We start from the raw sequence: 24889 nt of genomic DNA, 5'->3' as shown, positions 1-24889 counted from the left end.
AACGCGACCGCAAGGTGCAGCGGCAGGTCGATCCGGTCCTCTACCGCCAGCGCAACCTCGTGGAGAGGTTCTTCTCCAAGCTCAAGCAGTTCCGATAGATCGCCACCAGATATGAAAAGACAGCGCAAAACTACCTCGCCGCCGCCCTCATGGCATGCTCAAGGCTCTGGATGCGGAATTATGAGTCCGCAGCCTAGCGCTGCCGCCGCCCGTTAAAGCTGCCAGCGCGGCTTGCGCTTGTCGAAAAACGCGCCGATCCCCTCGGGGGCCTCGTCGCCCTCCCACACCGAGACCAGCGCCTCGACGGACAACTCGATCGCGGCCGGGTCGATGCGCGGCCCCAGCGCGCGGACCAGGCGCTTGGCGGCGGCGACGGCGCCGGGGGCGGTGGCCAGATAGGGGGCGATCTCGTCCTCGACAGCGGCGTCCAGATCGTCGGGATCGACGGTGTAGGCCAGCAGGTTCAGCGCCTCGGCCTCGGCGGCATCGAAGATGCGGGCGGACATGAACACGCGGCGGGCGCGGTCCTCGCCCATGCGGGCGATCACATAGGGGCCGATGGTGGCGGGGATCAGCCCCAGCCGGGTTTCGGTCAGCCCGAACCTGGCCCCGCGCGCCCCCACCGCCACGTCGCAGACCGACATCATCCCGATGCCGCCGCCAAAGGCGTTGCCGTGGACGCGGCCGATCAGCGGCTTGGGCAGTTCATTCAGCGCATTCAGCATCGCCGCCAGCGCCCTTGCGCCCGCGCGCCGCGTATCGGCATCCGCCGCCATCTGCTGCTGCATCCAGCCCAGATCACCGCCAGCGCAGAAGCTGCGCCCCTCGGCCGCCAGCACCACCACCCGCACCGCCGGGTCCGCCCCAAGCTGCGCCGCGGCGGCGGTCAGTTCCCCGATCATCTGCGCCGACAGCGCGTTGTGCTTGTCGGGGCGGGCCAGCCAAAGGGTGGCGATGCCGCGGGCATCGGTCTCGATCCGAAGGGTTTCCATCGCTGCGTCCTTTCCGGCGGCCTCAGCCGCGCATCCCCTGCGCCATTGCCGCCGCCTGCTGCAGCAGCGCCATGTCCAGCCCGGTCTCAAACCCCTGCGCCGCCAGATGCGCCGCGACCTTTTCGGTGGCAACGTTGCCCTCGGCCCCCGGGGCATAGGGGCAGCCGCCCAGCCCCCCCACGGCGGCGTCGAACACCCGCAGCCCGCGGGCGATGCTGGCGTCGATGTTCTGCAGCGCGCGGCCGGCGGTGTCGTGGTAATGGCCGGCCAGCTGCTCGGGCGGCAGCTCCTCCAGCACCGCCGCCAGCATGGCGTCGATGGTTTCCGGCCGGCCCTGCCCGATGGTGTCGCCCAGGCTGATCTCGAAACAGCCCAGATCGCGCAGCGCCGCCGCCACGCGCGCGACGTTTTCGGGCGGGGTCGGGCCATCAAAGGGGCAATCCGTCACCACGCTGACCGTGCCGCGCACCGGGATACCGTCGGCGCGGGCGGCCTCCATCACAGGGATGTAACGCTCGAGGCTTTCCGCGATGGTGCAGTTCAGATTGGCCCTGGAGAATCCTTCCGAGGCCGAGGCGAAGATGCTGGCCTTGTCGGCGCGGGCGGCGCGGGCGGCCTCATATCCCTTGAGGTTCGGGGTCAGTACCTCGTAGCGCACGCCGGGGGCGCGGGTGATTCCGGCCATCACCTCGGCCGCATCCGCCATCTGCGGCACCCATTTCGGGCTGACGAAACTGGTCGCCTCGATCCGCTGGAAACCGGCGCCCGACAGCAGGTCGATCAGCGCGATCTTTTCGGCGGCCGGGATCAGGCGCTTGTTGTTCTGCAACCCGTCGCGGGGGCCGACTTCGACAATGACGATATCAGGCATCGGGAATCTCATAGAAATCCTTGTCGAACAGGTCGCCGCCCTCGCGTTCCAGCGCCCGGGCGCAGGCGGGACGGGCGCGCATCCGGTCCCACCACGCCATGATCGCCGGATAGTCGGCGGCGGGCAGGAAATGGGTCATCGCGCGGACGTTGAAGCCGAACATGCAGTCGGCAGCGGAAAACCCGCTGTCCAGGATATGCTCGCGCCCGGTCAGCCGCGATTCCAGCGCGCGGGCGGTAAAGGCCAGCCGCTTGGTTTCCAGCTTCATCGTCACCACCGAGCGCGCGGTGTCCGGGCGGATCACCACATGTTGGATATTGAGGTTCTGGATGAACGCGGCCTGGGTTTCCGCGAAATGCAGCCATTCGAGGAACGGGGCGCGCTCGACCTCGCCCGGTTTCGGGGCCAGCCGCCCCTCGCGCTCGGTCAGCAGCTCGACGATGGCGCCGGATTCGAACACCGTGGTGCCGTCGATGTCCAGCGCCGGGATCTTGCCGGCGGGCGAGCGGGCGAGGAAATCGGGCTGGCGCAGGTCGCCCAGCCGGTATTCGGTCAGCTCGTAGGGCAGGCCCAGTTCCGCGAGCAGCCAGGCGACGCGGAAACTGCGGGCGCCGGGGATGTGGTGCAGGTGAATGGATGCGCTCATGTCTCGTCCTCTTCCAGCCGGATCAAGGGGGCGCCGGCCTCGACCTGGTCGCCGGCGGCGGCCAGCACCTCGGCCACGGTGCCGTCGCGGGCGGCGGTCAGCGTGTGTTCCATCTTCATCGCCTCGAGAACGGCCAGGCGGTCGCCCGCCGCGACCTGCTGGCCGGACGTGACGAACACCGCCTTGACCAGCCCCGGCATCGGGGAAAGCGTGAGGCCCCCGCCCGCGGCCTCGGACTCGCGGTCCAGCGGGTCCTGCGGCACCAGCGTCACCCGGCGGCCGCCAAAGACACTGACGCCAGCGTCATGCGCCACGATGCGCGAGCGGCGCGGGCTGCCGTCCACCCACCAGCGCCCGCCCCGCCATTCGATGTCATGGGGCTGGCCGTCCAGCGTGACGGTGGCGCGGCCGGGGCCGAGCACCTCGACCATGCCTTCGCCGCCCTCCCAGGTGACGGTGCGCTTCAGCGGCGCCCACAGCGTGACCCCGCCCTGCACCGAAGGGTCGTGCAGCCCGGCCACGCCCAGCACCGCCAGCGCCCGAGTCACGGCGGGGGGTTCGGACTGGTCGACCAGCTGGTCAAGATCGCGGTCGATCAGCCCGGTATCGACATCGCCGGCGCGGAACCCCTTGTGCCGGGTCAGCGCCACCAGAAAGTCGATGTTGGTGACCGTGCCCGCCACCTCGCTGTCGATCAGCGCGGTTTCCAGCGCGCTGAGCGCGATGGCGCGGGTCGGGCCATGGGTGATGATCTTGGCGATCATCGGGTCGTACCAGGGGCTGATGGAATCGCCCTGCCGCACCCCGGTCTCGATCCTCGCATTGCCGGCGAATTGCAGATGCGCCAGCCGCCCCGTGGCGGGCAGGAAGCCGGCGGGCACGTCCTCGGCGTAAAGCCGCGCCTCAAACGCATGGCCGGTGATGGTCAGCTGGTCCTGCCGCAGGGGCAGCGGCTCGCCAGAGGCGACGCGCAGCTGCCATTCGACCAGATCGACGCCGGTGATCGCCTCGGTCACCGGGTGTTCGACCTGCAGCCGCGTGTTCATCTCCATGAACCAGAACCCGTCGGGGCGCAGGCCGCGGCTTCCGTCCACGATGAACTCGATGGTGCCGGCGCCGGCATAGCCGATCGCCTCGGCCGCGCGGACCGCGGCCTCGCCCATGGCGGCGCGCATCTCGGGCGTCATGCCGGGGGCCGGGGCTTCCTCGATCACCTTCTGGTGGCGGCGTTGCAGCGAGCAGTCGCGTTCGAACAGATGCACGGCGTTGGTGCCGTCGCCGAACACCTGCACCTCGATATGGCGGGGGGCAGTGACGTATTTCTCGATCAGCACGGCGGGGTTGCCGAATGCGGTCTGCGCCTCGCCCTGCGCCGAGGTCAGCGCCGCCGCAAAATCGGCAGGGCTGTCGACGCGGCGCATCCCCTTGCCACCGCCGCCGGCCACGGCCTTGATCAGCACCGGATAGCCGATGTTGTGCGCCTGCTGCGCCAGAAACGCGGCGTCCTGGTTGTCGCCGTGATAGCCCGGCACCACCGGCACGCCCGCCCGTTCCATCAGCGCCTTGGCCGCATCCTTGAGCCCCATGGCCCGGATCGCCGCCGCCGAGGGGCCGATGAACACGAGCCCCGCCGCGGTGACCGCATCGACGAAATCGGGGTTTTCCGATAGGAACCCGTAGCCCGGGTGGATCGCCTGCGCGCCGGTGTCGAGCGCGGCGCGGATGATGCGGTCGCCCTGAAGGTAGCTGTCGCGGGGGGCCGGGCCGCCGATATGGACGGCCTCGTCGGCCATCGCGACATGGCGGGCGCCGCGGTCGGCGTCGGACCAGACCGCCACCGTGTCCACCCCCATGCGGCGGCAGCTGTCGATGATCCGGCAGGCGATCTCGCCCCGGTTGGCGATCAGGATCTTGCTGAACATGGGGTGCCTTTCGATTGCGCGGCCGGACCGGGGGCTTTCCGCCCCCGGACCCCCGGAGGATATTTCTGGACAGAAGATCGCATGGTCACATCCTGAACACGCCGAAGCTTGTCGGCGGAATGGGGGCGTTGAGGCTGGCGCGCAGCGACAGCGCCAGCACCTCGCGGGTCTTGCGCGGGTCCACCACCCCGTCATCCCAGAGCCGGGCCGAGGCGTAAAGCGGGTGGGACTGGCGCTCGAACATCTCGATGGTGGGGCGCTTGAACTCGGCCTCTTCCCCGGCCGACCAGCTGCCGCCCTTGCGCTCGATCCCATCGCGCCGGACGGTGGCCAGCACGCCGGCCGCCTGTTCGCCGCCCATGACGCTGATGCGCGAGTTCGGCCAGGTCCAGAGGAAGCGGGGCGAATAGGCGCGGCCGGCCATGCCGTAGTTGCCGGCGCCGAAGCTGCCGCCGACCAGCATGGTGATCTTGGGCACCGCGGTGGTGGCGACCGCGGTCACCATCTTGGCGCCGTGGCGGGCGATGCCTTCGTTTTCGTATTTGCGGCCCACCATGAAGCCGGTGATGTTCTGCAGGAACACCAGCGGGATCGAGCGCTGGCTGCACAGCTCGATGAAATGCGCGCTTTTGATCGCGGCTTCGGAAAACAGCACGCCGTTGTTGGCGACGATGCCGACCGGGCAGCCCTCGACATGGGCAAAGCCGGTGACCACGGTTTCCCCGAAGCGCGGCTTGAACTCATCAAAGCGCGAGCCGTCGACGATGCGGGCGATCACCTCGCGGATGTCATAGGGGGTGCGCAGGTCGGCGGAGACGACGCCGAGGATCTCATCCGGGTCGTAGGCCGGGGGTTCGGGCGACTGCCAGACCACCGTCTGCGGCAGGCGGCAGTTCAGGTGGCTGACCGCGCGGCGGGCCAGCGCCAGCGCATGGGCGTCATCCTCGGCCAGGTAGTCGGCGACGCCCGACAGCCGGGTGTGCACGTCGCCGCCGCCCAGATCCTCGGCCGAGACCACCTCGCCGGTGGCGGCCTTGACCAGCGGCGGGCCGGCCAGGAAGATCGTGCCCTGGTTGCGCACGATGATGGTGACGTCGGACATCGCCGGCACATAGGCGCCGCCGGCGGTGCAGCTGCCCATCACCACCGCGATCTGCGGGATGCCCTTGGCGGACATCTGCGCCTGATTGTAGAAGATGCGGCCGAAATGGTCGCGGTCGGGAAACACCTCGTCCTGCTGCGGCAGGTTGGCGCCGCCGGAATCGACCAGATAGATGCAAGGCAGGTGGCATTGCTCGGCGATCTCCTGCGCGCGCAGGTGTTTCTTGACCGTCATCGGATAATAGGTGCCACCCTTGACCGTGGCGTCGTTGGCCACGACCATCACGTCCTGCCCATGCACGCGACCGACGCCCGCAATCACCCCGGCCCCCGGCGCGGCGCCGTCATACATGTCATGCGCGGCGGTGGCGCCGATTTCCAGAAACGGCGAGCCCGGGTCCAGCAGGTTGGCCACCCGTTCCCGCGGCGGCATCTTGCCGCGGCTGACATGGCGGGCGGTGGCATCCGGCCCGCCCCCGGCGGCGGCATGGTCCACCGCAGCGCGGACCGTCGCCAGCATGTCGAGATGCGCCTGCCGGTTGGCGCGGAACCCGTCCGAGGACGGCAGGGCGGTGGTGCGGAGTTTCATGCGGCGGGCTCCTGACAGGACGGCAAGGGGCTGCGGCGCGGTGTCGCAGCGGCGGCAGCGCGGGGCGCAGATTGATGTGGATCATGCCGCATTGCGGCAAGGAGGTTCAGGGCGGTTTCATGACAGTACGGAGACAGTTCATGAAAACCATCGTCCCATTTGCGGCTCTTGCCCTTTCCGCGCTTGCCCTGCCCGTGTCCGCCCAGTCGGCGGGCGACTGGACCATCGGCCTGGGTCTGGCCAGCGTCATGCCCAAGGACGGCAACGGCACGCTGACCGCCGGGGCGGTGGATGTCGGCAACGACCTGCGCCCCTCGATCACGGTGGAATATTTCATTCGCGACAATATCGGGGTCGAGCTGCTGGCCGCCACGCCCTTCAAGCACGACGTCAGCGTCGGGGCATTGGGCAAGATCGGCACGGTCAAGCACCTGCCGCCGGTGGTCAGCCTGAACTATCACTGGGACACCGGCTCGGCGTTCCAGCCCTATGCGGGGGTCGGGGTGAACTTCACCGGATTCTGGGATGAAAAGACCACCGGCGATCTGGCGGGCAGCGAGCTGAGCCTGAAGAACAGCTGGGGGCTGGCGGCGCAGGTCGGGGCCGACTGGTGGCTGAACGACCGCGCGGCGCTGCGCGCCACGGTCCGCTGGATCGACATCGACAGCGACGTCTATCTGAACGGCGCCAAGATCGGCACCGCCGAGGTCGACCCGCTGGTGGTGCAGGCGGCCTATGTGATGCGGTTCTGAGCTTGCGCGGCGCGCCCCCGCGGCGCGCCGCCTGCCCGTGCGGCCGGGCATATCCGGCCGCACGGGGAAATCCCGGCGGAAGTTTTGCCGCGCGGCGTGGTCATGGCGTGCCGATATCGCTGTCATGGCGCCCCCCTTCCCCCTCTGCCCGGCCCTCACATCGCCCCAGCCAGCCGCGACTGCAGCTCGAACACCTGCCGTGCGGTCAGGCGCATCACACATTCGGCGCGGGCGGCGCGGCCGATATCGGGGTCGGGCCAGCGCAGCGCGTCAAGCTCGCAGGTGGCGTCGCGGAACCCCTGCCACGCCGCCTGCGCACGGTCGAGCGCCTGCACCGGCGCGGGGTCGCCGCCGTCCTCGGCCGCGCCCTCTGCCTCGGCAAGCTGCGCGCGCAGCGCCGCCAGCGTCTCGTCCAGCATCGCGGCCCATTGCGCGGCCTCGGCCTCGTGGCAGGCGATGGCGGCCTCGGCGCCGCCCTCGCCCACCGGCATGCAGACGCGGGCGGCGATGCCGATGCAGGATTCGCGGTCGTTCTGCCCGCCCCAATGCGCGGCGAGGCATGCCTCGACGATGCGGTCGTCATAGGGCTGCGCGGCCAGAGGCGCCGCGGCCAGCGCCAGGAACAACGCAAGGGGCCCGAGTGCGCGCATCAGTCCAGCGCCATCAGCTCGCGGCCGATCAGCATCCGACGGATCTCGCTGGTGCCGGCGCCGATCTCCATCAGCTTGGCGTCGCGGAACAGGCGGCTGACCACGCTATCGTTCAGGAACCCTGCCCCGCCGAGCGCCTGCACCGCCTGATGCGCCTGCACCATCGCCTGCTCCGAGGCATAGAGCACGGCGCCCGCCGCATCCTGCCGCGTGACCTTGCCCGCGTCGCAGGCCTTGGCGACCTCGTACACATAGGCGCGGGCGGTGTTCAGCGCGACATACATGTCGGCGATCTTGCCCTGCATCAGCTGGAAGTTCCCGATCGGCTGGCCGAACTGCCTGCGGTCGCGGACATAGGGCATCACCTGGTCCAGACAGGCGGCCATGATGCCGGTGCCGATCCCCGACAGCACCAGCCGTTCGTAGTCGAGGCCCGACATCAGCACCCGCACGCCCTTGCCCTCGGCGCCCAGCACGTTCTCGAACGGCACCTCGGCATTGTCGAAGATCAGCTCGCCGGTGTTGGACCCCCGCATCCCCAGCTTGTCGAAATGCGGCCCCTGGGTGAAACCCTTGATACCCTTTTCCACGATAAAGGCGGTCATGCCCTTGCTGCCGGCCTCGGGGTCGGTCTTGGCATAGACCACCAGCACATCGGCATCGGGGCCGTTGGTGATCCAGTATTTCGAGCCGTTCAGCACATAATAGCCGTTGCGCTTTTCGGCCCGCAGCTTCATCCCCACCACGTCGGAGCCGGCGCCCTCTTCCGACATCGCCAGCGCCCCGACATGTTCGCCGGAACAGAGTCCGGGCAGGTATTTGCGCTTCTGCTCGTCGGTCCCGTTCAGCTTCAGCTGGTTGACGCAGAGATTCGAATGCGCGCCATAGGACAGGCTGATGCTGGCCGAGGCGCGGGCGATTTCCTCGACCGCGATGGTGTGGGCCAGATAGCCCATGCCGGTGCCGCCGTATTCCTCGGGGACGGTGATTCCCAGCAGGCCCAGATCGCCCATCTCGCGCCACAGCTCGGCCGGGAACACATTGTCGCGGTCGACCTGCGCCGCGATCGGCGCCACGCGCTCCTGCGCCCAGCGGTGCACGGTGTCGCGCAGCGCGTTCACGTCGTCGCCCAGGTCGAACTCCATCCCTCGCGTGAACATCGAAACCCCTCTCCCGGTTATTGAACGAGTGTTCAGTTACCGCATTTATGCCGCAAGCAGGCGGCGGCGGTCAACAGGAACTGTAACCGCTGCGCCCGCACGGGAAAGCGGTTTTGCGGGGCGAAGCGGGCGCATGAAAAAAGGCGCCGCGGGCGGCGCCTTCCGTGGAGGCAGAGGGTCCGGTCTCAGAAGCGGTAGGAAGCGCTGAGGCTGACCGTGCCGAAATCGAGATCAAGATCCTGCCCGTCGATCACGTCCAGATCGAACTCGTTGGTCATCCACTCGATCCCCAGCATGACGCGTGGGGTCGCCATGAACTTGGCACCGGCGCCGTAACCAAATCCGGTGCCGTCCCAGCTTTCCCCGTCGAGTTCGCCATCCAGCCGGGCAAAGCTGATCGCGGCATAGGGCAGGAACTTGCCGGAATCATAGCCCGCCAGCAGCTTGGCGCGGATCAGCTCGCCCTCGAGGTTGAAGGGAAGGTCGAAATCATCCGCCTTGTCATAGGACAGCTCGGCCCCGGCGACGAACTGGCCGTAATCGCGAAGATAGCCCACGTGCAGACCATAGTGGTGGCCATCGGCGCCGATATGGAGGCCGTCAATGCGCTCCTCTTCGAAATCAGGCAGCCCGAGCGAAAGATCGACCCCGCCAATCTGGACGCCGCCGTAGAAGCCGGTCCAGTCGCTGGTGTCCACTGCGGGGGCGATGGCGACGACGGGCTCGGCCTCGACCACGGGGGCGGTATAGCCACCGGCCATGGCGGTGGTGGCGCCACCAAAAATCAGGGTTGCAATAAGGGCCTTGTTGTTCATCTCGCGCTCCAATGCTTTGTGCGCGTTTCGCCTATTCGATTCGACCTTATTGATTACATTGTAAAAAATGTCGCACCCGCGTCTTACGTTAGGTCACAAACAACATCCGCCAATCTCACAACATGACGGGAGCAACCGGGTGCGCGACGGGGCGGCCCGTTCCTGGCTGGTAGAAAAGAGAGGGATGGTGGGGCGGGAGGGAATCGAACCCCCGGCCAACGGCGTGTAAAGCCGCCGCTCTACCGCTGAGCTACCGCCCCGGGGTGCAGCCTGCCCGTGGCAAGGCCGCAGCGCAGCGCCGGGCGTCGCCCGGGCCGCGGATCTTATGCCGCGCCGGCGCGGGCGGCGCAAGACGGGCGTCTCTGCCCTGCCCCTTTCCCGCTGGCCCCGCCTGCGCTATCGGGGTCGGGGCCAGCAAGAGGGGACCGCCATGACCGAGGATACGCAAGGCGATGCGCCGCAGCTTTACCTGATCGCGCCCGCGCTGATCCCGGCGGCCGAACTGGGCCCGATGCTGGGCGACGTGCTGGACGCCCATCCGGTCGCCTGCCTGCGCCTGCCCGGCGGCATCGGCGACGAGCTGGAACTGGGGCGGCTGGCGGACATGGCGCGCGACCTGGCCCACGCCCGCGACGTGGCGGTGGTGATCGAGGATCACCTGCCGCTGGTCCAGCGCCACGGGCTGGATGGGGTGCATCTGACCACCGGCGCCCGCGGCGTGCGCTACGCCCGCAAGGAGCTGGGGGCCGATGCCATCGTCGGCGCCTTCTGCAACGGCTCGCGCCACGAGGGGATGAGCGCGGGCGAGGCCGGGGCGGATTACGTCAGCTTCGGCCCCTGCGGCCCCACAGCGCTGGGACGCGGCGAGCCGGTCGAGCTCGAGCTGTTCCAGTGGTGGTCCGAGATGATCGAGGTGCCCGTGGTGGCCGAAGGCGCGCTGGACGCGGCGCTGGTCCGGCAGCTGTGGGGCGTGGCCGATTTCATCGCCATCGGGCCCGAGATCTGGTCGGCCCCGGACCCGGCGGCGGCGCTGGCGGCGCTGTGGCCCGCGTGAGGTCGCCGCGATAGCCGTTGCGCGGCGGTCAGGGGGCGCTGCCCCCTCTGGCGCGTGCCGCGCCATTCACCCCCGGGATATTTGGAACCGCCCGAAGCAACCGCAATGTGACGGGTTGCGCGCGGGGCCTTGCCCGGCGGCGCGCGCGGGCCTAAAGCGCGGGCATGACCCAGCATCAACGCCTGCTTATCATCGACTTCGGTTCCCAGGTCACGCAGCTTATCGCGCGCCGCCTGCGTGAGCTTGGGGTCTTCTGCGAAATCCGCCCCTATCAGTCGGTCACCGACGCCGAGCTGCGCGAGACCCCGCCGCAGGCGGTGATCCTGTCGGGCGGCCCCGACAGCGTGACCCGCGACGGCAGCCCGCGCGCGCCGCAGGCGCTGTTCCAGCTGGGGGTGCCGGTGCTGGGCATCTGCTACGGCCAGCAGGTGATGATGGAGCAGCTGGGCGGCCGGGTCGAGGTCGGGCATCACGCCGAATACGGCCGCGCCTTTGTCTCGCCCGCCCCCGGTCACGCGCTGGACGGCATTTTTGCCGGGCTGTTCCAGGACGGGCGCGAGGAAGTCTGGATGAGCCACGGCGACCGGGTGACCGCGCTGGCGCCCGGGTTCCAGGTAATCGGCACCTCGGCCAACGCCCCGTTTGCGATGATCGCGGACGAGGCGCGGCGCTTCTATGCGGTGCAGTTCCACCCCGAGGTGCACCACTCACCCAACGGCCGCATCCTGCTGGAAAACTTTGTGCGGCTGGCCGGGTTCACCGGCGACTGGACCATGGCCGGCTATCGCGACGAGGCGATCCGCCGCATCCGCGAGCAGGTCGGCGACGGCAAGGTGATCTGCGGGCTGTCGGGGGGCGTTGATTCCTCGGTCGCCGCGGTGCTGATCCACGAGGCGATCGGCGACCAGCTAACCTGCGTCTTCGTCGACCACGGGCTGTTGCGGCAGGGCGAGGCCGAAGAGGTCGTCACCATGTTCCGCGACAACTACAACATCCCGCTGGTCCACGCCGACGAATCCGAGCTGTTCCTGGGCGCGCTGAAAGGGGTCAGCGACCCCGAGACCAAGCGCAAGACCATCGGCCGCCTGTTCATCGACGTGTTCCAGAAACACGCCGCCGAAGTGGGCGGGGCCGAATTCCTGGCCCAGGGCACGCTCTACCCCGACGTGATCGAATCGGTCAGCTTTTCAGGCGGCCCCTCGGTCACCATCAAGAGCCACCACAATGTCGGCGGCCTGCCGGAAAAGATGGGGCTGAAGCTGGTCGAACCGCTGCGCGAGCTCTTCAAGGACGAGGTGCGGGCGCTGGGGCGCGAGCTGGGCCTGCCCGAGCGCTTCATCGGCCGCCACCCCTTCCCCGGCCCCGGCCTCGCCATCCGCTGCCCCGGAGAGATCACCCGCGAAAAGCTGGAAATCCTGCGCCGCGCCGATGCGGTCTATATCGACCAGATCCGCCGCCACGGGCTTTACGATGACATCTGGCAGGCGTTCGTCGCGATCCTGCCGGTGCGGACCGTGGGCGTCATGGGCGATTCGCGCACCTACGACTATGCCTGCGCGCTGCGGGCGGTGACCTCGGTCGACGGGATGACGGCGGATTACTACCCCTTCACCCACGAGTTCCTGGGCGAGACCGCGACGCGGATCATCAACGAAGTCAAGGGGATCAACCGGGTGACCTATGACATCACCTCAAAACCCCCGGGCACGATCGAGTGGGAATGATCCCCCGCAGCTAAGGGAAGGAAGCGCCATGTCCGGTTGCGCCTGCGGCCATCACCACCACGGCCCGGCCTGCGGCCGCCCCGAACCGACGGGGGCGCAGGTGGCGCTGTCCGGGCGGCTGGTCTGTGCCGGGCCGGCCGAGCTGATGGCGGTGCTGGCGCATGTCGAGGATCACGTCGCGGCCACGCGCGCCGAGCCGGGGTGCCTGTATTTCGCGATCTCGCAGACCGAGGACCCGCTGGTCTGGCAGGTCGAAGAGCTGTTCCGCGACGAGCAGGCGCTGGCGGCGCATCGCGCCCGCACCGCGGCCAGTGACTGGGCGGCGGCGACCGCCGGCATCGCCCGCGACATCCACCGGATCGCCGCATGACTGCGGCGCACCCCCAGATCACCATCCGCCCCGAGACCCCGGCCGATATCGAGCCCATCGCCCGGCTGCTGGATGCGGCCTTTGGCGGCGCGGCGGAATCGCGGCTGGTGGAGGCGCTGCGCGCCGATGGCGATCTGGCGCTGTCGCTGGTCGCCGAGGATGCAAGCGGCATCGTCGGGCATCTGGCGCTGTCCCCGGTGACGGCGCCGTTTCCGGCGCTGGCGCTGGCGCCGCTGGCCGTGACCCCCGCCCAGCAGCGCCGGGGCATCGGCGCGGCGCTGGTCGCCGCGGCGCAGGCCCTGCGCCCCGATGCCACCATCATCGTGCTGGGCGACCCCGCCTATTACGCCCGTTTCGGCTTTCGCCCGGTCGCGTGGGACTGCGCGTTTTCCGGCCCCTATCTGCAGGCGACGGGGCCGCATCTGCCGGTGCAGGCGCGGCTGGACTACGCCCCCGCCTTCACCCGCGAGCTCCCGCCGGAAGAAAGCTAGGCGGACAGCTCCGCCTCGGTTTCCTCGCGCCCGGGGATGCGCAGGCGCACGCGCTTGATGCGGCGGGGGCCGGCCTCGACGATCTCGAACTCGGCGCCGCTTTCGTCGGCGATCACCTCGCCGGCGCAGGGCACCCGCCCGGCCAGCATGAAGATCAGCCCGCCCAGCGTGTCGATTTCCTCTTCATAGACGCCGCCGGTCAACTTCAGCCCCACCTCGGCCTCGACCCGCTCGATGGGCGCGCGGGCCAGCACCAGCCACTGGCCGGGGCCCTCCGGCACCCACAGATCCTCGTCGCTTTCGTCGTGCTCGTCGTCGATCTGGCCGATCACCTGCTCGATCAGGTCCTCGATGGTGACCAGCCCGTCCACGCCGCCGTATTCGTCGATCAGCAGCGCCATGTGGATGCGCTTCTGCTGCATCTGCTGCAGCAGCGCCCCGATCGGCATCGACCCCGGCACGTAAAGCAGCGGCCGCAGCAGCGGGCGCAGCGCGAAACGCGGCGCCGACTTCGGGGCGAAGCCGTGCTTGAGCGCCAGGTCCTTGAGATGGACCAGCCCCAGCGGCTCGTCCAGGTTGCCGCGATAGACCGGCAGCCGCGAATAGCCGTGGTCGCGGAACACCTCGACCAGTTCCTGCAGGCCGACGGTGACCGGCACCGCCACGATGTCGGCGCGGGTCAGCGCCACGTCGTCCACGGTCTTGCGGCGCAGGTTGAGGATGCTGGGCGCCTCGGCCGAGGTCGCGGCCTCCATCATCGAATCGGGGCCCTGCTCGTCGTCGCCGGGCGCCAGCGGCACCAGGGTCTTGAGAATGCGGCCCAGCAGGCGCCGCGCCGGCGCCTCGCGCGGGGCAGAGGCAGGATCCGCAGCATGATCGGGGGCGGAAGGTTGCGGGGGCGCAAGGTCACGGGCGACCAGCCCCGGCGATGGTTCCGGTTCGGGTTCCGCGGCCAGCGCCGCGCTGTCCGGGCCGCCGTTCCTGGCGGGGCCGTGGTCGGGCCGGGCGGGGGTCTGGGGAAGGCTCATCGGCTCAGTGCTCTCGGTAAGGGTCGGGAATGTCCAGCGTCGCGAGGATCGCGCGCTCTGCATCCTCCATGGTGTCGGCGTCGGCGTCGTCTTCGTGATCATAGCCCGCCAGATGCAGGATGGCATGGACCAGCAGATGGGTGGCGTGATCGGCCAGCGGCTTGCCCTGCGCCGCGGCCTCGCGCGCGCAGGTGTCGTAGCTGATGGCGATGTCGCCCAGCTCGTCGGCGTCAAGCAGTGCGGGCATCGCCCCGGGCGCGCGAGGGGCCGGGTCGGCCGCGGGCCAGCTGAGCACGTTGGTGGGCTGGGGCTTGCCGCGGAAATCCGCGTTCAGCGCGGCGATGCGGTCGTCGTCGCAGCCCATCACCACGATCTCGGGCGCATCCTCGCCCACGGGTGGCAGGCCCAGATGCCGCAGCGTGGCGGCGGCGGCGCGGGCGGCAAGCGCCTCGAGCCCGGCCGCCTGCCATCGCTCATCCTCGATCACCACGTCGACCGGGGTGCCGGGGGCGGTATCGGAGAGTGCGCGGTCACTCATCGCGCGGCCCCGACCCTGCCGCCGCCCGCCAGTCGCGGCGGGGCGGATAGGCACCGTAGCCGGCGCGGGGCAGCTCCGGGTCACCGCCGGCCTCGTCGTCGGTGTCATAGGCCTGGATGATGCGGGCGACCAGAGGGTGGCGCACCACATCGGCGGCGGTGAAATAGTTGAACGAGATCCCCGGCACCCCGGCCAGGATGCGTTCGGCGTCGCGCAGCCCCGACTGCATCCCGCGCGGCAGATCGACCTGGGTGCGGTCGCCGGTGATGACCATGCGCGAGCCCTCGCCCAGCCGGGTCAGGAACATCTTCATCTGCATGGTGGTGGCGTTCTGCGCCTCGTCCAGCACCACAAAGGCATTGGCCAGCGTGCGCCCGCGCATGAAGGCCAGCGGCGCGATCTCGATGCGCTTTTCCTCCATCAGCTTCTGCATCTGCTTGGCGGGCAGGAAATCGTTCAGCGCGTCATACAGCGGCTGCATGTAGGGATCGACTTTTTCCTTGGCGTCGCCGGGCAGGAAACCCAGCCGCTCGCCCGCCTCGACCGCGGGGCGCGACAGGATGATGCGGTCGACATGGCCGCCGATCAGCATGGTGACGCCCACCGCGACGGCCAGATAGGTCTTGCCCGTCCCCGCCGGGCCGATGCCGAAGGCAAGCTCGTTGGCCAGCAGGCTGCGGACATAGTCCTTTTGCGCCTCGGTGCGCGGCTCGATGGTCTTTTTCCGGGTGCGCAGCTCGATGCGGCCCTGGCCGAACATCTCCAGCTGCTCGGCCGGGGTGGCGGCGGGTCGGTCGTCGCCGCCCATGCGCAGGGCGGAATCGACGTCGGACAGATCGACCTCGCGCCCCTGTTCCAGGCGGGCGTAAAGCGCGCGCAGGATGCGGGCGGCGTCGTCCTGGGCGTCGCCCGCGCCGGCGACCTGCAGCTGGTTGCCGCGGTGCAGGATATGGACGCCGAGCGCCTGTTCCAGCCGCGCGATATGGCGGTCATGCGGACCGCACAGCTCGATCAGCAACCGGTTGTCGGGAAACTCCAGCAGGGTTTCGCCCGTCTGGGCGGTCGGGTTCGTCGGGGTCAGACCCACTGCGTCCTCATCCTTGGTACTGGTGTCATGTTGCAGGCGATGTCGGGGTTTTCAACCCTGATGCCAGGGGAACGCCGCAGGCGGGTGAAAAGTTTGACCGCCCGGGCCGGAGGGCGCCTCACGCCCCCGGGTCCAGCGGCCGGCCCTCGACAAAGGCGCGCAGCACCGGGTCGGGGTCGCTGTCGAGCCCGCCCGCGGGCGCCGTGACCGGCCCCTGCCAGCGGATGCGGCCGCGGTCCAGCAGCGCCACCCGGTCGGCGATGGTGCGCACGCTGCGCATGTCGTGGGTGATGGTGATGGCGGTGGCGCCGGTCTGGGTGACGATGCCGCGGATCAGCTCGCTGATCGCGGTGGCGCGCTGGGGGTCGAGCCCGGCGGTGGGTTCGTCGAAGAACAGCACCGCCGGATCGGTGGCGATGGCGCGGGCCAGCGCCACGCGCTTGCGCATGCCCCCCGACAGGTCGGCGGGCATCCGGTCGGCGACCTCGGGACCAAGGCCGACGCGCGACAGGCTGGCGATGGCGCGTTCGCGGGCCTTTGCGGCCGGCATCTCGCGCAGCAGGCGAAAGCCGACGTTGCGCCAGACCGGCAGGCTGTCGAACAGCGCCCCGCTTTGGAACAGCATCCCGAAATCCTGCATGAACCGCGCCCGCAGCCGCGCATCGGCAGGGGCGCCGTGCAGCAGCACCTCGCCCCGGTCGGCGGCCTCGAGCCCCAGCACCAGCCGCAGCAGCACGGATTTTCCGCTACCCGAGCCCCCGATCACCACCAGGCTTTCGCCGCGCGCCAGCGACAGGTCCACCCCGTCCAGCACCTTGTTGGCGCCGAAGGACTTGGCGAGGCGGCGGATCTCGATCACCGGCGGCGTGTCGGGCGCATGGCGGGGCGCGTGTCGGGTCTGGGGCGCGGCGCTCATGTGAAGAACAGGCTCGTCAGGATGAAGTTCGAGGCGAGGATGCCGACCGAGGCCGCGACGACGGAGTTGGTGGTGGCTCGCCCGACCCCCACCGCGCCGCGGCTGGCGCGCATCCCGAACCAGCAGCCCGCCAGCGCGATGATGGCGCCGAACACCGCGCCCTTGATCAGCCCCGACACCACATCCCAGGTTTCCAGATAGGACCAGGAGTTCGACAGATACGCCTGCGAGGTGAAGCCCAGCGTGGTGGTGCCGACCAGCCAGCCGCCCATGATCCCGATCACGTCGCCGACGCCGACCAGCAGCGGCAGCGCCAGCACCGCCGCCCACAGCCGCGGCGTCACCAGCCAGCCTACCGGGTCGGTGGACAGCGTGACCAGCGCGTCGATCTGTTCGGTGACCCGCATCGAGCCGATCTCCGCCGCGATCGAGGACGCCACCCGCGCCGCCACCATCAGCCCGCCCAGCACCGGCCCCAGCTCGCGCAGCATCCCGATGGCGACGATGGCGGGAACCACATCCTCGGCCTGGAAGCGCTGGCCGCCGGCGTCGATCTGCAGGGCCAGCGCCGCGCCGGTGAACAGTGCGGTCAGCCCGACCACCGGCAGCGACAGCCAGCCGATGCGCAGCAGCTGCTCGAGCAGCGGCCGCGGCGCATAGCCGGGCGCGACTACCGCCCGCGCGGCGAAGATCGCCACCGCCCCGACCAGCCGAATCGTCGCCAGCGTGGCGCGGCCGACGGCGCGCACCCCGTCAGCGGGGCGCAGGATGATCCGGCGGGTGCTCATGCCGCCGCCCGGCCCATCGGCCCCTGCCCTGTCCGTGGAGGATTACCGCGCAAGTCATCCAGACGCCCCCGATCCGCTGCGATTCGTCCCGACGCTAGCACGCACATGCTGACGAACCGTTAAGATCGAAGGTAGTGCCGCGGATAGCGCGGCCCCAGCGAGGTCAGGATCTCGTACCCGATGGTGCCGGCCAGCGCGGCCAGGTCGTCCACGCCCTGCCGCGCGTTCAGGATCTCCAGCGACTGCGGCAGCTCGGGCAGGTCGGTCACGTCGACGGTGATCAGGTCCATCGACACCCGCCCGACCATCGGCACCGAGCGCTCGCCCGCCCACAGCGGCACGTCCTTGCCCGACAGCGCCCGCAACAGCCCGTCGGCATAGCCGGCCGCTACCGTGGCGATGCGGCTGGGGCGCGGCGCGGTCCAGGTGCAGCCGTAGCCCACCGCCTCGCCCGCCGCCACGCTGCGGGTCTGGATCACCTCGAGCGCCAGCGTCACCACCGGCCGCGCCCCCGCAAAGGGCTCACCGCCGTAAAGCCCGATCCCCGGCCGGGTCAGGCCGAAGTGATACTCGGGCCCCAGCAGGATCCCCCCGGTCGCCGCCAGCGAACGCGGCGCCGCGATCCCGTCCGTCATCTGCCGGAACGCGCGCAGCTGCGTCTGGTTGGCCGGGTGGTCGGGCTCATCCGCGCACATCAGATGCGACATCACCAGCGCCGGGCCGGTGCCCTGCGGGCTGGGCACCGACAGCGCCTCGGACCGGATCGCGGCCCACTCGGCCGGCTCGAAGCCCAGCCGGTTCATGCCGCTGTCCAGCTGGATCGCGAAATCGCCGCGCGGGCGCAGGGTGCGGTCGCGGAAGAACTGCTCGGGGCTGTTCAGCACGGGAATCAACCCGTCGAGCCCCTGCCCCTCCATATGGCCGGACAGCACGAAGATCCGGGCATCCGCCGCCAGATGCGGGCGCAGCGCCCGGCCCTCGGAGGCCAGCGCCACGAAGAAATCCCGCGCGCCCGCCTCGTAAAGCGCCGGCGCCACCTGCGCCGCGCCCAGGCCATAGGCGTCAGCCTTGACCACCGCCCCCGGGCGCGCGCCCGGTGCCTGCCGCGCCAGCGCCGTCCAGTTCGCCGCGATCGCGGCCAGATCTATCGTCAGTCCCATGTCGGAGGCATGGCGGCAGGGCGCCGCCCCGTCAAGCGGCCAGGCCGCCGCAGCGCGATCCTTTGCAGTTTCGCAACTGCACACGGCTGCTAACGCGGTATTTTGCAAACTTTCCCCTTTCCGCTTTGCTCGGCCCGCCGCTGGCCCTATTGTCCCCGCCAGTCACGAACGGAGGGCGGCATGAAGGATATTCCGGGACAGCTCGATGAGCTGCGGCAACAGGCGCGCATGGGTGGCGGGCAAAAGCGCATCGACGCCCAGCACGCCCGCGGCAAGCTGACCGCGCGCGAGCGGCTGGACATCCTTCTGGACGAGGGCTCGTTCGAGGAATTCGACATGTTCGTCCGCCACCGCTCGACCGAGTTCGGGATGCAGGACGACCGCCCCTATGGCGACGGTGTGGTGACCGGCTGGGGCACGATCAACGGCCGCATGGTCTATGTGTTCAGCCAGGACTTCACCGTGTTCGGCGGCTCGCTGTCGGAAACCCACGCGCAGAAGATCTGCAAGATCATGGACATGGCGATGCAGAACGGCGCGCCGGTGATCGGGCTGAACGATTCGGGCGGCGCGCGGATTCAAGAGGGCGTGGCCTCGCTGGCCGGCTATGCCGACGTGTTCCAGCGCAACATTATGGCCAGCGGCGTGATCCCGCAGATCAGCGTCATCATGGGGCCCTGCGCGGGCGGCGCGGTCTATTCGCCGGCGATGACCGACTTCATCTTCATGGTGAAGGACAGCTCCTACATGTTCGTGACCGGGCCCGACGTGGTGAAGACGGTGACCAACGAGGTGGTGACGGCGGAGCAGCTGGGCGGCGCCTCGACCCATACCAGGAAATCCTCGGTCGCCGACGGCGCCTTTGAAAACGACGTGGAAACGCTGTCGGAAATCCGCCGACTGTTCGACTTCCTGCCGCTGTCGAACCGGGAAAAGGCGCCGGCGCGCCCGTTCTTCGACGACCCGGCGCGGATCGAGGATTCGCTCGACACGCTGATCCCCGACAACCCCAACCAGCCCTACGACATGAAGGAGCTGGTGCTGAAGATCGCCGACGAGGGCGATTTCTACGAGATCCAGCGCGATTTCGCCGGCAACATCATCACCGGCTTCATCCGCATCGAGGGGCAGACCGTCGGCGTCGTCGCCAACCAGCCGATGGTGCTGGCCGGCGTGCTGGACATCGATTCCAGCCGCAAGGCCGCGCGGTTCGTGCGCTTCTGCGACGCCTTCAACATCCCGATCCTGACCCTGGTCGACGTGCCCGGCTTCCTGCCCGGGACCAGCCAGGAATACGGCGGCGTCATCAAGCATGGCGCGAAACTGCTGTTCGCCTATGGCGAGGCGACGGTGCCGAAGGTCACCGTCATCACCCGCAAGGCCTATGGCGGCGCCTATGACGTGATGGCCTCGAAACACCTGCGCGGCGATTTCAACTATGCCTGGCCGACGGCGGAAATCGCGGTGATGGGCGCCAAGGGCGCGGTCGAAATCCTCTATCGCAGCGAGCTGGGCGATGCCGAAAAGATCGCGGCGCGAACCCGGGACTACGAGGACCGTTTCGCCAACCCCTTCGTCGCCGCCGAAAAGGGCTTCATCGACGAGGTGATCCAGCCGCGTTCGACCCGCAAGCGGGTGGCGCGGGCCTTCGCCTCGCTGCGCAACAAGCAGCTGTCGAATCCCTGGAAGAAACACGACAACATCCCGTTGTGAGCCCGCCCATGTAACCCCGGACCCCGGCCGTGTCCGTGCTGTCAGCTGTCCTTCTGTTCGCCTCGACCCTGGCGGGACTCGCCTCCGAGGCGGGCCAGCCGCTGATCCCGGTGCCCTCGGGCGCCGAGGTCTGGCTGCAGGAGGAACGGTCCGACCGCATTCCCGGCCTGGGTCTGGTCCAGCGCTATCGTTTCGTCATGCCCTCGCTTGCCGCCCGTGTTCCCCCTGTCGACGAGACCACGTTCGATGACGTCGTCCCGCCCGACATGCTGGACGAACATCTGGAAGCGCCGCTGACCCCCGAAGAACAGGCCGAGCTGGACGAGCTGCTGGGCGGGTTCTCGATCGAGGCGGTGCCCGAGGTGGACGAGGGCGAGACGCAGCTGTCAGAGCCCGAGACCGCGCCGCTGCCGTCCGAGCTGTCGCCCCCCGATCCGGGGCCCGAGCCGGCGCCCGGCGATGCGGGGGCGGACATGGCCGCCGAGCCCGACTGGATCGAGGACGAATCCGCCCTGCCCGCCGCGCCCGACATCCTGATGCAGGACCCAATCCACCGCGACATCGTCTGGCTGTGCGAGAACTTCGTGCTGCCGCGCATCGCCCATCTCGAGCAGCTGCCCGCGCAGGTGGTGATCTCGCTGGCCTCGGCCCCCGGGCCGTTCGGCAGCTTCGACCCCGACATCGTGCAGATCTTCGAGGGATTCTCGATTCCCGCCAGCCGCAGCCATTGCGTATGGGAGCCGCTGTGATGCCCGTTCCTTATGACTTCCCGACCCTGCCATGCGCAGATTCCCGCCGCCGTGATGCAAAGCTGCCACATCCGGCCCTTCACGCGCTGCCCCCGTGCTGTCGCGGTGCGGGCGGGGCAGGTAGGATGGCGCTGCGGCAGCATGGTGCGGCCGCATCTTCGAGCAGCCGGGGCCCCAAGACCCCGCCTTACAGGAGCCTGTCATGTCCAAGAAACTCGTCCTCGCCATGGGTCTCGTCGGCCTGGTCGCCGCCTGCCAGCAGCCGCAGCCCCAGCCGCTGCCCGAGCCCATGGTCGTCGCGCCCGAGCCGGTGTTCCAGGGCAAATACGGCGCCAACTGAGCGCCGGCTGCGCGGGCTTTCGGGTCCGCGCACCCAAGCCGCCGGCCGCCGCGGCACGCCCGCGGCAGAGCCCATCGCATTCCCCGCCGCGCCCCTTGATGCGTTTTCCAGGAAAGGCGGGACAGGATGCTGAAACATCGCGGTTTTCCCGGCCGGCTGCCGTCGACCGACCACCAATTCGTCATCCGCCGCGCCAATGCCAAGGGCGCCACGCCGCTGGTGGCGCGAGAGCGTTACCGCGACCGTTCGCCCAGCGACCGCCGCGCCGACGTGGGGTTCCTGGCCGCGCTGATCGAGCATTTCGGCGACGAGCCCTTCGAACGCGGCAATCTCGACGCCGGGCGGCTGTCCTGGCTGCTGGGGCGCGAGGTGGTCGCCGTCGGCAAGCTGGACCCGCGCAGCTATGACCAGCTGCTGCGCGTCGACCTGGCCCGCGCCCGCGCCAGCTTCCCCGAGATCTTCGCCGGCGAGGACGCTCCCGACTTCGGCTGGGAGCAGGACGACGACGAGCAGGACGACGACTTCGGCGACGATTCCGGCGAGGAGCGCCGGTGATGCGCATATTGACGCCTATTGCATGGTTTTCACTGCCTTGTCAGTTTGACCCGCGGGGCGGCCATGCGATAGTCGTCCCGCACGCACTATCAATTGCCCTGAACCGGGCCTCGAATACAGGCAGAACAACATGCAGAAATCGCTCGTCCTTCGCGTTTGCGGCGTCGCTCTCATCGCCGCCGGCCTCTCGGCCTGCGCGCCGGGCTACAACACCGGCCTGTCGGCTGACACGCAGCGTGCCGCCGGTGGCGCCGTCGCCGGTGCCGTCATCGCCAAGGCCGTGGGCGAACGCGCCGCAACCGGCGCGCTCATCGGCGGCGCGGCGGGCGCGCTGTGCGACGACGTGGGCGTCTGCGCCCCCTGATCGCGGCTGCCGCCGTCGCGGATTCGCCGCCTGCGTCCCCTGCGGACGCGGCGGCACCCGTTTCAACCAACTGTCGGCCGCCGGCGGGGTGATTCCGTTCGGGACCGGCACTGACAGGAAAGACTCGACATGTTCAAACCCCTTCTCCTCGCGGGGATCGGCGCGGCGCTGGTCGCCGGCTGCACCCAGAACATCCGGCCCACCGATGCCGACCGCGCCATCATCGGCGCCGGCACCGGCTATGTCGTCCAGCAGGTCCGCGGCAAGGGCGGTTCCGACCGGCTCAAGGGCGCCGCGGTCGGCGCCGTCGGCGGCGCGCTGTGCGACGACGTGGGCCTCTGCCAATAATCTGACCGCGACCGCGCCCGTCGCGCGGCTTGCACTTCCTCCAGGCCGTCCCGGTTTCGCTGACCGGGGCGGCTTTTCCACATCCAGCGCCATCCAGGGACCGCCATGTTCAAGAAGATCCTGATCGCCAACCGCGGCGAAATCGCCTGCCGCGTCATCAAGACCGCGAAGAAGATGGGGATCGCCACCGTCGCCGTCTATTCCGACGCCGACCGCAACGCCCTGCACGTGCGCATGGCGGACGAGGCCGTCCATATCGGACCGCCGCCCGCGAACCAGTCCTATATCGTGATCGACAAGATCATGGAGGCGATCCGCCAGACCGGCGCCGAGGCGGTGCACCCGGGATACGGTTTCCTAAGCGAGAACATGAACTTCGCCGCCGCTCTTGAGAAAGAGGGCGTAGCATTCATCGGCCCGCCCTCGCCCGCGATCGAGGCGATGGGCGACAAGATCACCTCGAAGAAATTGGCGCAGGAGGCAGGGGTCAGCACCGTCCCCGGCTACATGGGGCTGATCGCCGACGCCGACGAGGCGGTGAAGATCTCGACCGAGATCGGCTATCCGGTGATGATCAAGGCCAGCGCCGGCGGCGGCGGCAAGGGGATGCGCATCGCCTGGAACGACCAGGAGGCGCGCGAGGGCTTCGAATCGTCCAAGAACGAGGCCGCCAACAGCTTCGGCGACGACCGCATCTTCATCGAGAAATTCGTGACGCAGCCGCGCCACATCGAGATCCAGGTACTGGCTGACCAGCACGGCAATTGCGTCTATCTGCACGAACGCGAATGCTCGATCCAGCGCCGCAACCAGAAGGTGATCGAAGAAGCGCCCTCGCCCTTCCTCGATGAGGCCACGCGCCGCGCAATGGGTGAGCAGGCGGTGGCCCTGGCCAAGGCGGTGGGCTATACTTCGGCGGGCACGGTCGAGTTCATCGTCGACGCGAACAAGAACTTCTACTTCCTTGAAATGAATACGCGTTTGCAGGTCGAGCACCCGGTGACCGAACTGATTACCGGCGTCGATCTGGTCGAGCAGATGATCCGTGTCGCCGCGGGTGAAAAGCTGCCCTTCGCGCAGGAGGACCTCCGGATCAACGGCTGGGCCATCGAAAGCCGGCTGTATGCCGAGGACCCGTATCGCAACTTCCTGCCCTCGATCGGGCGGCTGACCCGCTATCGCCCGCCGGTGGAAACCGCCGCCGGGCCGCTGCAGGACGCGGGCAAATGGGTGCCGGCGCATCCGGGCGACGCGCCCGCGGTGGCGCAGACCGGGGTGCGCAACGATACCGGCGTCTACGAGGGCGGCGAGATCAGCATGTTCTACGACCCGATGATCGCCAAGCTCTGCACCTGGGCGCCCGACCGCGCCGCCGCGATCGAGGCGATGCGCGGCGCGCTGGACGGGTTCGAGGTCGAGGGAATCGGCCACAACCTGCCGTTCCTGTCGGCGGTGATGGACCACCCGCGCTTCGTCTCGGGCGACATCTCGACCGCCTTCATCGCCGAGGAATACCCCGAGGGCTTCCAGGGCGCGACCCTGCCCGACGCCGAGCTGGAACGCATCGCCGCGGCGGTCGCCGCCATGCACCGCGTCGCCGAAATCCGCCGCACCCAGATCAGCGGCCGGCTGGACAACCACGAACGCCGCGTGGGCCAGAACTGGGTGGTGTTCCTCGACAAGCGCGAGTTCCCGGTGCGGATCAACGCCGACAAGCAGGGCTCGACCGTCGAGGTGAACGGCGGCCGCAGCCTGCGCGTCGAATCGGACTGGAAGCCGGGGATGTCGCTGGCGCGGCTGGTGGTGGACGGGGCGCCGCTGACGCTCAAGGTCGATGCGATCCCGGCCGGGCTGCGCATCCGCACCCGCGGCGCCGAGATCCGCACCCATGTCCGCCGCCCGCGTTCGGCGGAACTGGCGCGGCTGATGCCCGAGAAGCTGCCGCCGGACACCTCGCGCTTCCTGCTCTGCCCGATGCCGGGGCTGGTGGTGCGCATCAGCGTGGCCGAGGGCGACGAGGTGCAGGAGGGCCAGGCGCTGGCCACGGTCGAGGCGATGAAGATGGAGAACATCCTGCGCGCCGAGCGCAAGGGCGTGGTCAAGTCGATCAACGCCGAGGCCGGGCAGAGCCTGCAGGTCGACGAAGTCATCATGGAGTTCGAGTAA

The 24889-nt window shown here is 69.3% G+C and carries 26 protein-coding genes, 1 tRNA gene and 1 pseudogene; 13 read left to right on the top strand and 15 right to left on the bottom strand.

All coding sequences use genetic code 11. From position 1 onward, the window contains the following. Window positions 1-197 (top strand): annotated as a pseudogene (locus tag BUB57_RS17205) (transposase); the annotation flags it as partial. Between the two features lie 15 nt (window positions 198-212). Here BUB57_RS17205 and BUB57_RS15165 read toward each other — a convergent pair. From BUB57_RS15165 to BUB57_RS15145, 5 genes are all read right to left on the bottom strand, one after another. Next, the gene (locus BUB57_RS15165; RefSeq protein WP_073068536.1) at window positions 213-992 is read right to left on the bottom strand and encodes a crotonase/enoyl-CoA hydratase family protein; all 780 of its coding nucleotides are present in this window, start codon (window positions 990-992) and stop codon (window positions 213-215) included. Window positions 993-1014: 22 nt separating this feature from the next. Next, window positions 1015-1875, bottom strand: coding sequence for a hydroxymethylglutaryl-CoA lyase (locus BUB57_RS15160; RefSeq protein ID WP_407670375.1), 861 nt, complete (start codon window positions 1873-1875; stop codon window positions 1015-1017). Continuing rightward, window positions 1856-2509: a glutathione S-transferase family protein gene (locus BUB57_RS15155; protein ID WP_073068532.1), complete on the bottom strand. Its 654-nt coding sequence runs from the start codon at window positions 2507-2509 to the stop codon at window positions 1856-1858. The genes BUB57_RS15160 and BUB57_RS15155 overlap by 20 nt, the downstream gene beginning before the upstream one ends. Further along, complete coding sequence (locus BUB57_RS15150) at window positions 2506-4431, bottom strand: acetyl-CoA carboxylase biotin carboxylase subunit (RefSeq protein ID WP_073068530.1); 1926 nt, start codon at window positions 4429-4431, stop codon at window positions 2506-2508. The genes BUB57_RS15155 and BUB57_RS15150 overlap by 4 nt, the downstream gene beginning before the upstream one ends. An 85-nt stretch (window positions 4432-4516) precedes the next feature. Further along, window positions 4517-6121 carry a carboxyl transferase domain-containing protein gene (locus tag BUB57_RS15145; RefSeq protein ID WP_073068528.1) on the bottom strand — a complete coding sequence of 535 codons (1605 nt, stop codon included), beginning with the start codon at window positions 6119-6121 and terminating at the stop codon, window positions 4517-4519. A gap of 140 nt (window positions 6122-6261) precedes the next feature. Here BUB57_RS15145 and BUB57_RS15140 point away from each other — a divergent pair, with 140 nt between their 5' ends. Beyond that, window positions 6262-6873, top strand: coding sequence for an OmpW/AlkL family protein (locus BUB57_RS15140; RefSeq protein ID WP_073068526.1), 612 nt, complete (start codon window positions 6262-6264; stop codon window positions 6871-6873). Between the two features lie 155 nt (window positions 6874-7028). Here BUB57_RS15140 and BUB57_RS15135 read toward each other — a convergent pair whose 3' ends face one another. The 4 genes from BUB57_RS15135 to BUB57_RS15120 all read right to left on the bottom strand — a co-directional run bounded on the left by BUB57_RS15135 (window position 7029) and on the right by BUB57_RS15120 (window position 9758). Further along, complete coding sequence (locus BUB57_RS15135) at window positions 7029-7523, bottom strand: lysozyme inhibitor LprI family protein (protein WP_073068524.1); 495 nt, start codon at window positions 7521-7523, stop codon at window positions 7029-7031. Continuing rightward, on the bottom strand, window positions 7523-8683 hold the full coding sequence (locus tag BUB57_RS15130; RefSeq protein WP_073068521.1) for an isovaleryl-CoA dehydrogenase: 1161 nt from the start codon (window positions 8681-8683) through the stop codon (window positions 7523-7525). Before BUB57_RS15130 ends, BUB57_RS15135 begins: the two co-directional genes overlap by 1 nt. A gap of 185 nt (window positions 8684-8868) precedes the next feature. Further along, window positions 8869-9498 carry an outer membrane protein gene (locus BUB57_RS15125; RefSeq protein WP_073068561.1) on the bottom strand — a complete coding sequence of 210 codons (630 nt, stop codon included), beginning with the start codon at window positions 9496-9498 and terminating at the stop codon, window positions 8869-8871. A gap of 185 nt (window positions 9499-9683) precedes the next feature. After that, a tRNA-Val gene (locus tag BUB57_RS15120) sits at window positions 9684-9758 on the bottom strand. Between the two features lie 170 nt (window positions 9759-9928). Between BUB57_RS15120 and BUB57_RS15115 the strand changes: the two genes are divergently transcribed. The 4 genes from BUB57_RS15115 (at window position 9929) to BUB57_RS15100 (ending at window position 13137) form a co-directional block, all read left to right on the top strand. Further along, window positions 9929-10552 (top strand): thiamine phosphate synthase, encoded by a 624-nt coding sequence (locus tag BUB57_RS15115; RefSeq protein ID WP_073068559.1) that lies wholly within the window; start codon window positions 9929-9931, stop codon window positions 10550-10552. Window positions 10553-10716: 164 nt separating this feature from the next. Next, complete coding sequence (gene guaA / locus BUB57_RS15110) at window positions 10717-12276, top strand: glutamine-hydrolyzing GMP synthase (RefSeq protein WP_073068519.1); 1560 nt, start codon at window positions 10717-10719, stop codon at window positions 12274-12276. A 28-nt stretch (window positions 12277-12304) separates the two neighbouring features. Next, window positions 12305-12646, top strand: coding sequence for a putative quinol monooxygenase (locus BUB57_RS15105; protein ID WP_084732201.1), 342 nt, complete (start codon window positions 12305-12307; stop codon window positions 12644-12646). After that, the gene (locus BUB57_RS15100) at window positions 12643-13137 is read left to right on the top strand and encodes a GNAT family N-acetyltransferase (RefSeq protein WP_084732200.1); all 495 of its coding nucleotides are present in this window, start codon (window positions 12643-12645) and stop codon (window positions 13135-13137) included. The genes BUB57_RS15105 and BUB57_RS15100 overlap by 4 nt, the downstream gene beginning before the upstream one ends. Here the strand turns inward: BUB57_RS15100 and BUB57_RS15095 are convergent. From BUB57_RS15095 to alr, 6 genes are all read right to left on the bottom strand, one after another. Then, the gene (locus BUB57_RS15095; protein WP_084732199.1) at window positions 13134-14165 is read right to left on the bottom strand and encodes a CBS domain-containing protein; all 1032 of its coding nucleotides are present in this window, start codon (window positions 14163-14165) and stop codon (window positions 13134-13136) included. The two genes, BUB57_RS15100 and BUB57_RS15095, sit on opposite strands and share 4 nt — an antisense overlap. A gap of 4 nt (window positions 14166-14169) precedes the next feature. Continuing rightward, complete coding sequence (gene ybeY, locus BUB57_RS15090; protein WP_073068516.1) at window positions 14170-14703, bottom strand: rRNA maturation RNase YbeY; 534 nt, start codon at window positions 14701-14703, stop codon at window positions 14170-14172. Continuing rightward, a complete protein-coding gene (locus tag BUB57_RS15085; protein WP_073068514.1) occupies window positions 14696-15790 on the bottom strand; it encodes a PhoH family protein in 1095 nt (364 codons plus the stop codon). The genes ybeY and BUB57_RS15085 overlap by 8 nt, the downstream gene beginning before the upstream one ends. Before the next feature lie 118 nt (window positions 15791-15908). Then, window positions 15909-16649: an ABC transporter ATP-binding protein gene (locus BUB57_RS15080; RefSeq protein WP_073068551.1), complete on the bottom strand. Its 741-nt coding sequence runs from the start codon at window positions 16647-16649 to the stop codon at window positions 15909-15911. Between the two features lie 53 nt (window positions 16650-16702). Further along, entirely contained in the window at window positions 16703-17494 is a 792-nt protein-coding gene (locus tag BUB57_RS15075; RefSeq protein WP_073068511.1) for an MlaE family ABC transporter permease, read from the bottom strand. 119 nt (window positions 17495-17613) lie between these two features. After that, window positions 17614-18654, bottom strand: coding sequence for an alanine racemase (alr, locus tag BUB57_RS15070; protein ID WP_073068509.1), 1041 nt, complete (start codon window positions 18652-18654; stop codon window positions 17614-17616). Between the two features lie 180 nt (window positions 18655-18834). Between alr and BUB57_RS15065 the strand changes: the two genes are divergently transcribed. From BUB57_RS15065 to BUB57_RS15040, 7 genes are all read left to right on the top strand, one after another. Beyond that, on the top strand, window positions 18835-20367 hold the full coding sequence (locus BUB57_RS15065) for an acyl-CoA carboxylase subunit beta (protein ID WP_073068507.1): 1533 nt from the start codon (window positions 18835-18837) through the stop codon (window positions 20365-20367). Window positions 20368-20396: 29 nt separating this feature from the next. After that, complete coding sequence (locus tag BUB57_RS15060; RefSeq protein ID WP_073068505.1) at window positions 20397-21116, top strand: DUF6497 family protein; 720 nt, start codon at window positions 20397-20399, stop codon at window positions 21114-21116. Between the two features lie 202 nt (window positions 21117-21318). After that, entirely contained in the window at window positions 21319-21456 is a 138-nt protein-coding gene (locus tag BUB57_RS16945; RefSeq protein WP_200796466.1) for a hypothetical protein, read from the top strand. A gap of 126 nt (window positions 21457-21582) precedes the next feature. Beyond that, the gene (locus BUB57_RS15055) at window positions 21583-22011 is read left to right on the top strand and encodes a hypothetical protein (RefSeq protein WP_073068502.1); all 429 of its coding nucleotides are present in this window, start codon (window positions 21583-21585) and stop codon (window positions 22009-22011) included. A gap of 130 nt (window positions 22012-22141) precedes the next feature. Next, window positions 22142-22375 carry a hypothetical protein gene (locus BUB57_RS15050; protein ID WP_200796465.1) on the top strand — a complete coding sequence of 78 codons (234 nt, stop codon included), beginning with the start codon at window positions 22142-22144 and terminating at the stop codon, window positions 22373-22375. Window positions 22376-22504: 129 nt separating this feature from the next. Further along, window positions 22505-22723: a hypothetical protein gene (locus BUB57_RS15045; protein WP_073068500.1), complete on the top strand. Its 219-nt coding sequence runs from the start codon at window positions 22505-22507 to the stop codon at window positions 22721-22723. 105 nt (window positions 22724-22828) lie between these two features. After that, the gene (locus tag BUB57_RS15040) at window positions 22829-24889 is read left to right on the top strand and encodes an acetyl-CoA carboxylase biotin carboxylase subunit (protein ID WP_073068498.1); all 2061 of its coding nucleotides are present in this window, start codon (window positions 22829-22831) and stop codon (window positions 24887-24889) included.

The organism is Paracoccus solventivorans (genome assembly GCF_900142875.1).
GTDB classification, from domain to species: domain Bacteria; phylum Pseudomonadota; class Alphaproteobacteria; order Rhodobacterales; family Rhodobacteraceae; genus Paracoccus; species Paracoccus solventivorans.
This window is presented reverse-complemented; position numbering and strand designations above follow the sequence as displayed.

Excerpts from the sequence above, each read along its gene's own strand:
- BUB57_RS15165 (WP_073068536.1), bottom strand. The coding sequence starts at position 992 with ATGGAAACCCTTCGGATCGAGACCGATGCCCGCGGCATCGCCACCCTT.
- BUB57_RS15160 (WP_407670375.1), bottom strand. The coding sequence starts at position 1,875 with ATGAGATTCCCGATGCCTGATATCGTCATTGTCGAAGTCGGCCCCCGC.
- BUB57_RS15155 (WP_073068532.1), bottom strand. The coding sequence starts at position 2,509 with ATGAGCGCATCCATTCACCTGCACCACATCCCCGGCGCCCGCAGTTTC.
- BUB57_RS15150 (WP_073068530.1), bottom strand. The coding sequence starts at position 4,431 with ATGTTCAGCAAGATCCTGATCGCCAACCGGGGCGAGATCGCCTGCCGG.
- BUB57_RS15145 (WP_073068528.1), bottom strand. The coding sequence starts at position 6,121 with ATGAAACTCCGCACCACCGCCCTGCCGTCCTCGGACGGGTTCCGCGCC.
- BUB57_RS15140 (WP_073068526.1), top strand. The coding sequence starts at position 6,262 with ATGAAAACCATCGTCCCATTTGCGGCTCTTGCCCTTTCCGCGCTTGCC.
- BUB57_RS15135 (WP_073068524.1), bottom strand. The coding sequence starts at position 7,523 with ATGCGCGCACTCGGGCCCCTTGCGTTGTTCCTGGCGCTGGCCGCGGCG.
- BUB57_RS15130 (WP_073068521.1), bottom strand. The coding sequence starts at position 8,683 with ATGTTCACGCGAGGGATGGAGTTCGACCTGGGCGACGACGTGAACGCG.
- BUB57_RS15125 (WP_073068561.1), bottom strand. The coding sequence starts at position 9,498 with ATGAACAACAAGGCCCTTATTGCAACCCTGATTTTTGGTGGCGCCACC.
- BUB57_RS15115 (WP_073068559.1), top strand. The coding sequence starts at position 9,929 with ATGACCGAGGATACGCAAGGCGATGCGCCGCAGCTTTACCTGATCGCG.
- guaA (WP_073068519.1), top strand. The coding sequence starts at position 10,717 with ATGACCCAGCATCAACGCCTGCTTATCATCGACTTCGGTTCCCAGGTC.
- BUB57_RS15105 (WP_084732201.1), top strand. The coding sequence starts at position 12,305 with ATGTCCGGTTGCGCCTGCGGCCATCACCACCACGGCCCGGCCTGCGGC.
- BUB57_RS15100 (WP_084732200.1), top strand. The coding sequence starts at position 12,643 with ATGACTGCGGCGCACCCCCAGATCACCATCCGCCCCGAGACCCCGGCC.
- BUB57_RS15095 (WP_084732199.1), bottom strand. The coding sequence starts at position 14,165 with ATGAGCCTTCCCCAGACCCCCGCCCGGCCCGACCACGGCCCCGCCAGG.
- ybeY (WP_073068516.1), bottom strand. The coding sequence starts at position 14,703 with ATGAGTGACCGCGCACTCTCCGATACCGCCCCCGGCACCCCGGTCGAC.
- BUB57_RS15075 (WP_073068511.1), bottom strand. The coding sequence starts at position 17,494 with ATGAGCACCCGCCGGATCATCCTGCGCCCCGCTGACGGGGTGCGCGCC.
- alr (WP_073068509.1), bottom strand. The coding sequence starts at position 18,654 with ATGGGACTGACGATAGATCTGGCCGCGATCGCGGCGAACTGGACGGCG.
- BUB57_RS15065 (WP_073068507.1), top strand. The coding sequence starts at position 18,835 with ATGAAGGATATTCCGGGACAGCTCGATGAGCTGCGGCAACAGGCGCGC.
- BUB57_RS16945 (WP_200796466.1), top strand. The coding sequence starts at position 21,319 with ATGTCCAAGAAACTCGTCCTCGCCATGGGTCTCGTCGGCCTGGTCGCC.
- BUB57_RS15055 (WP_073068502.1), top strand. The coding sequence starts at position 21,583 with ATGCTGAAACATCGCGGTTTTCCCGGCCGGCTGCCGTCGACCGACCAC.
- BUB57_RS15050 (WP_200796465.1), top strand. The coding sequence starts at position 22,142 with ATGCAGAAATCGCTCGTCCTTCGCGTTTGCGGCGTCGCTCTCATCGCC.
- BUB57_RS15045 (WP_073068500.1), top strand. The coding sequence starts at position 22,505 with ATGTTCAAACCCCTTCTCCTCGCGGGGATCGGCGCGGCGCTGGTCGCC.
- BUB57_RS15040 (WP_073068498.1), top strand. The coding sequence starts at position 22,829 with ATGTTCAAGAAGATCCTGATCGCCAACCGCGGCGAAATCGCCTGCCGC.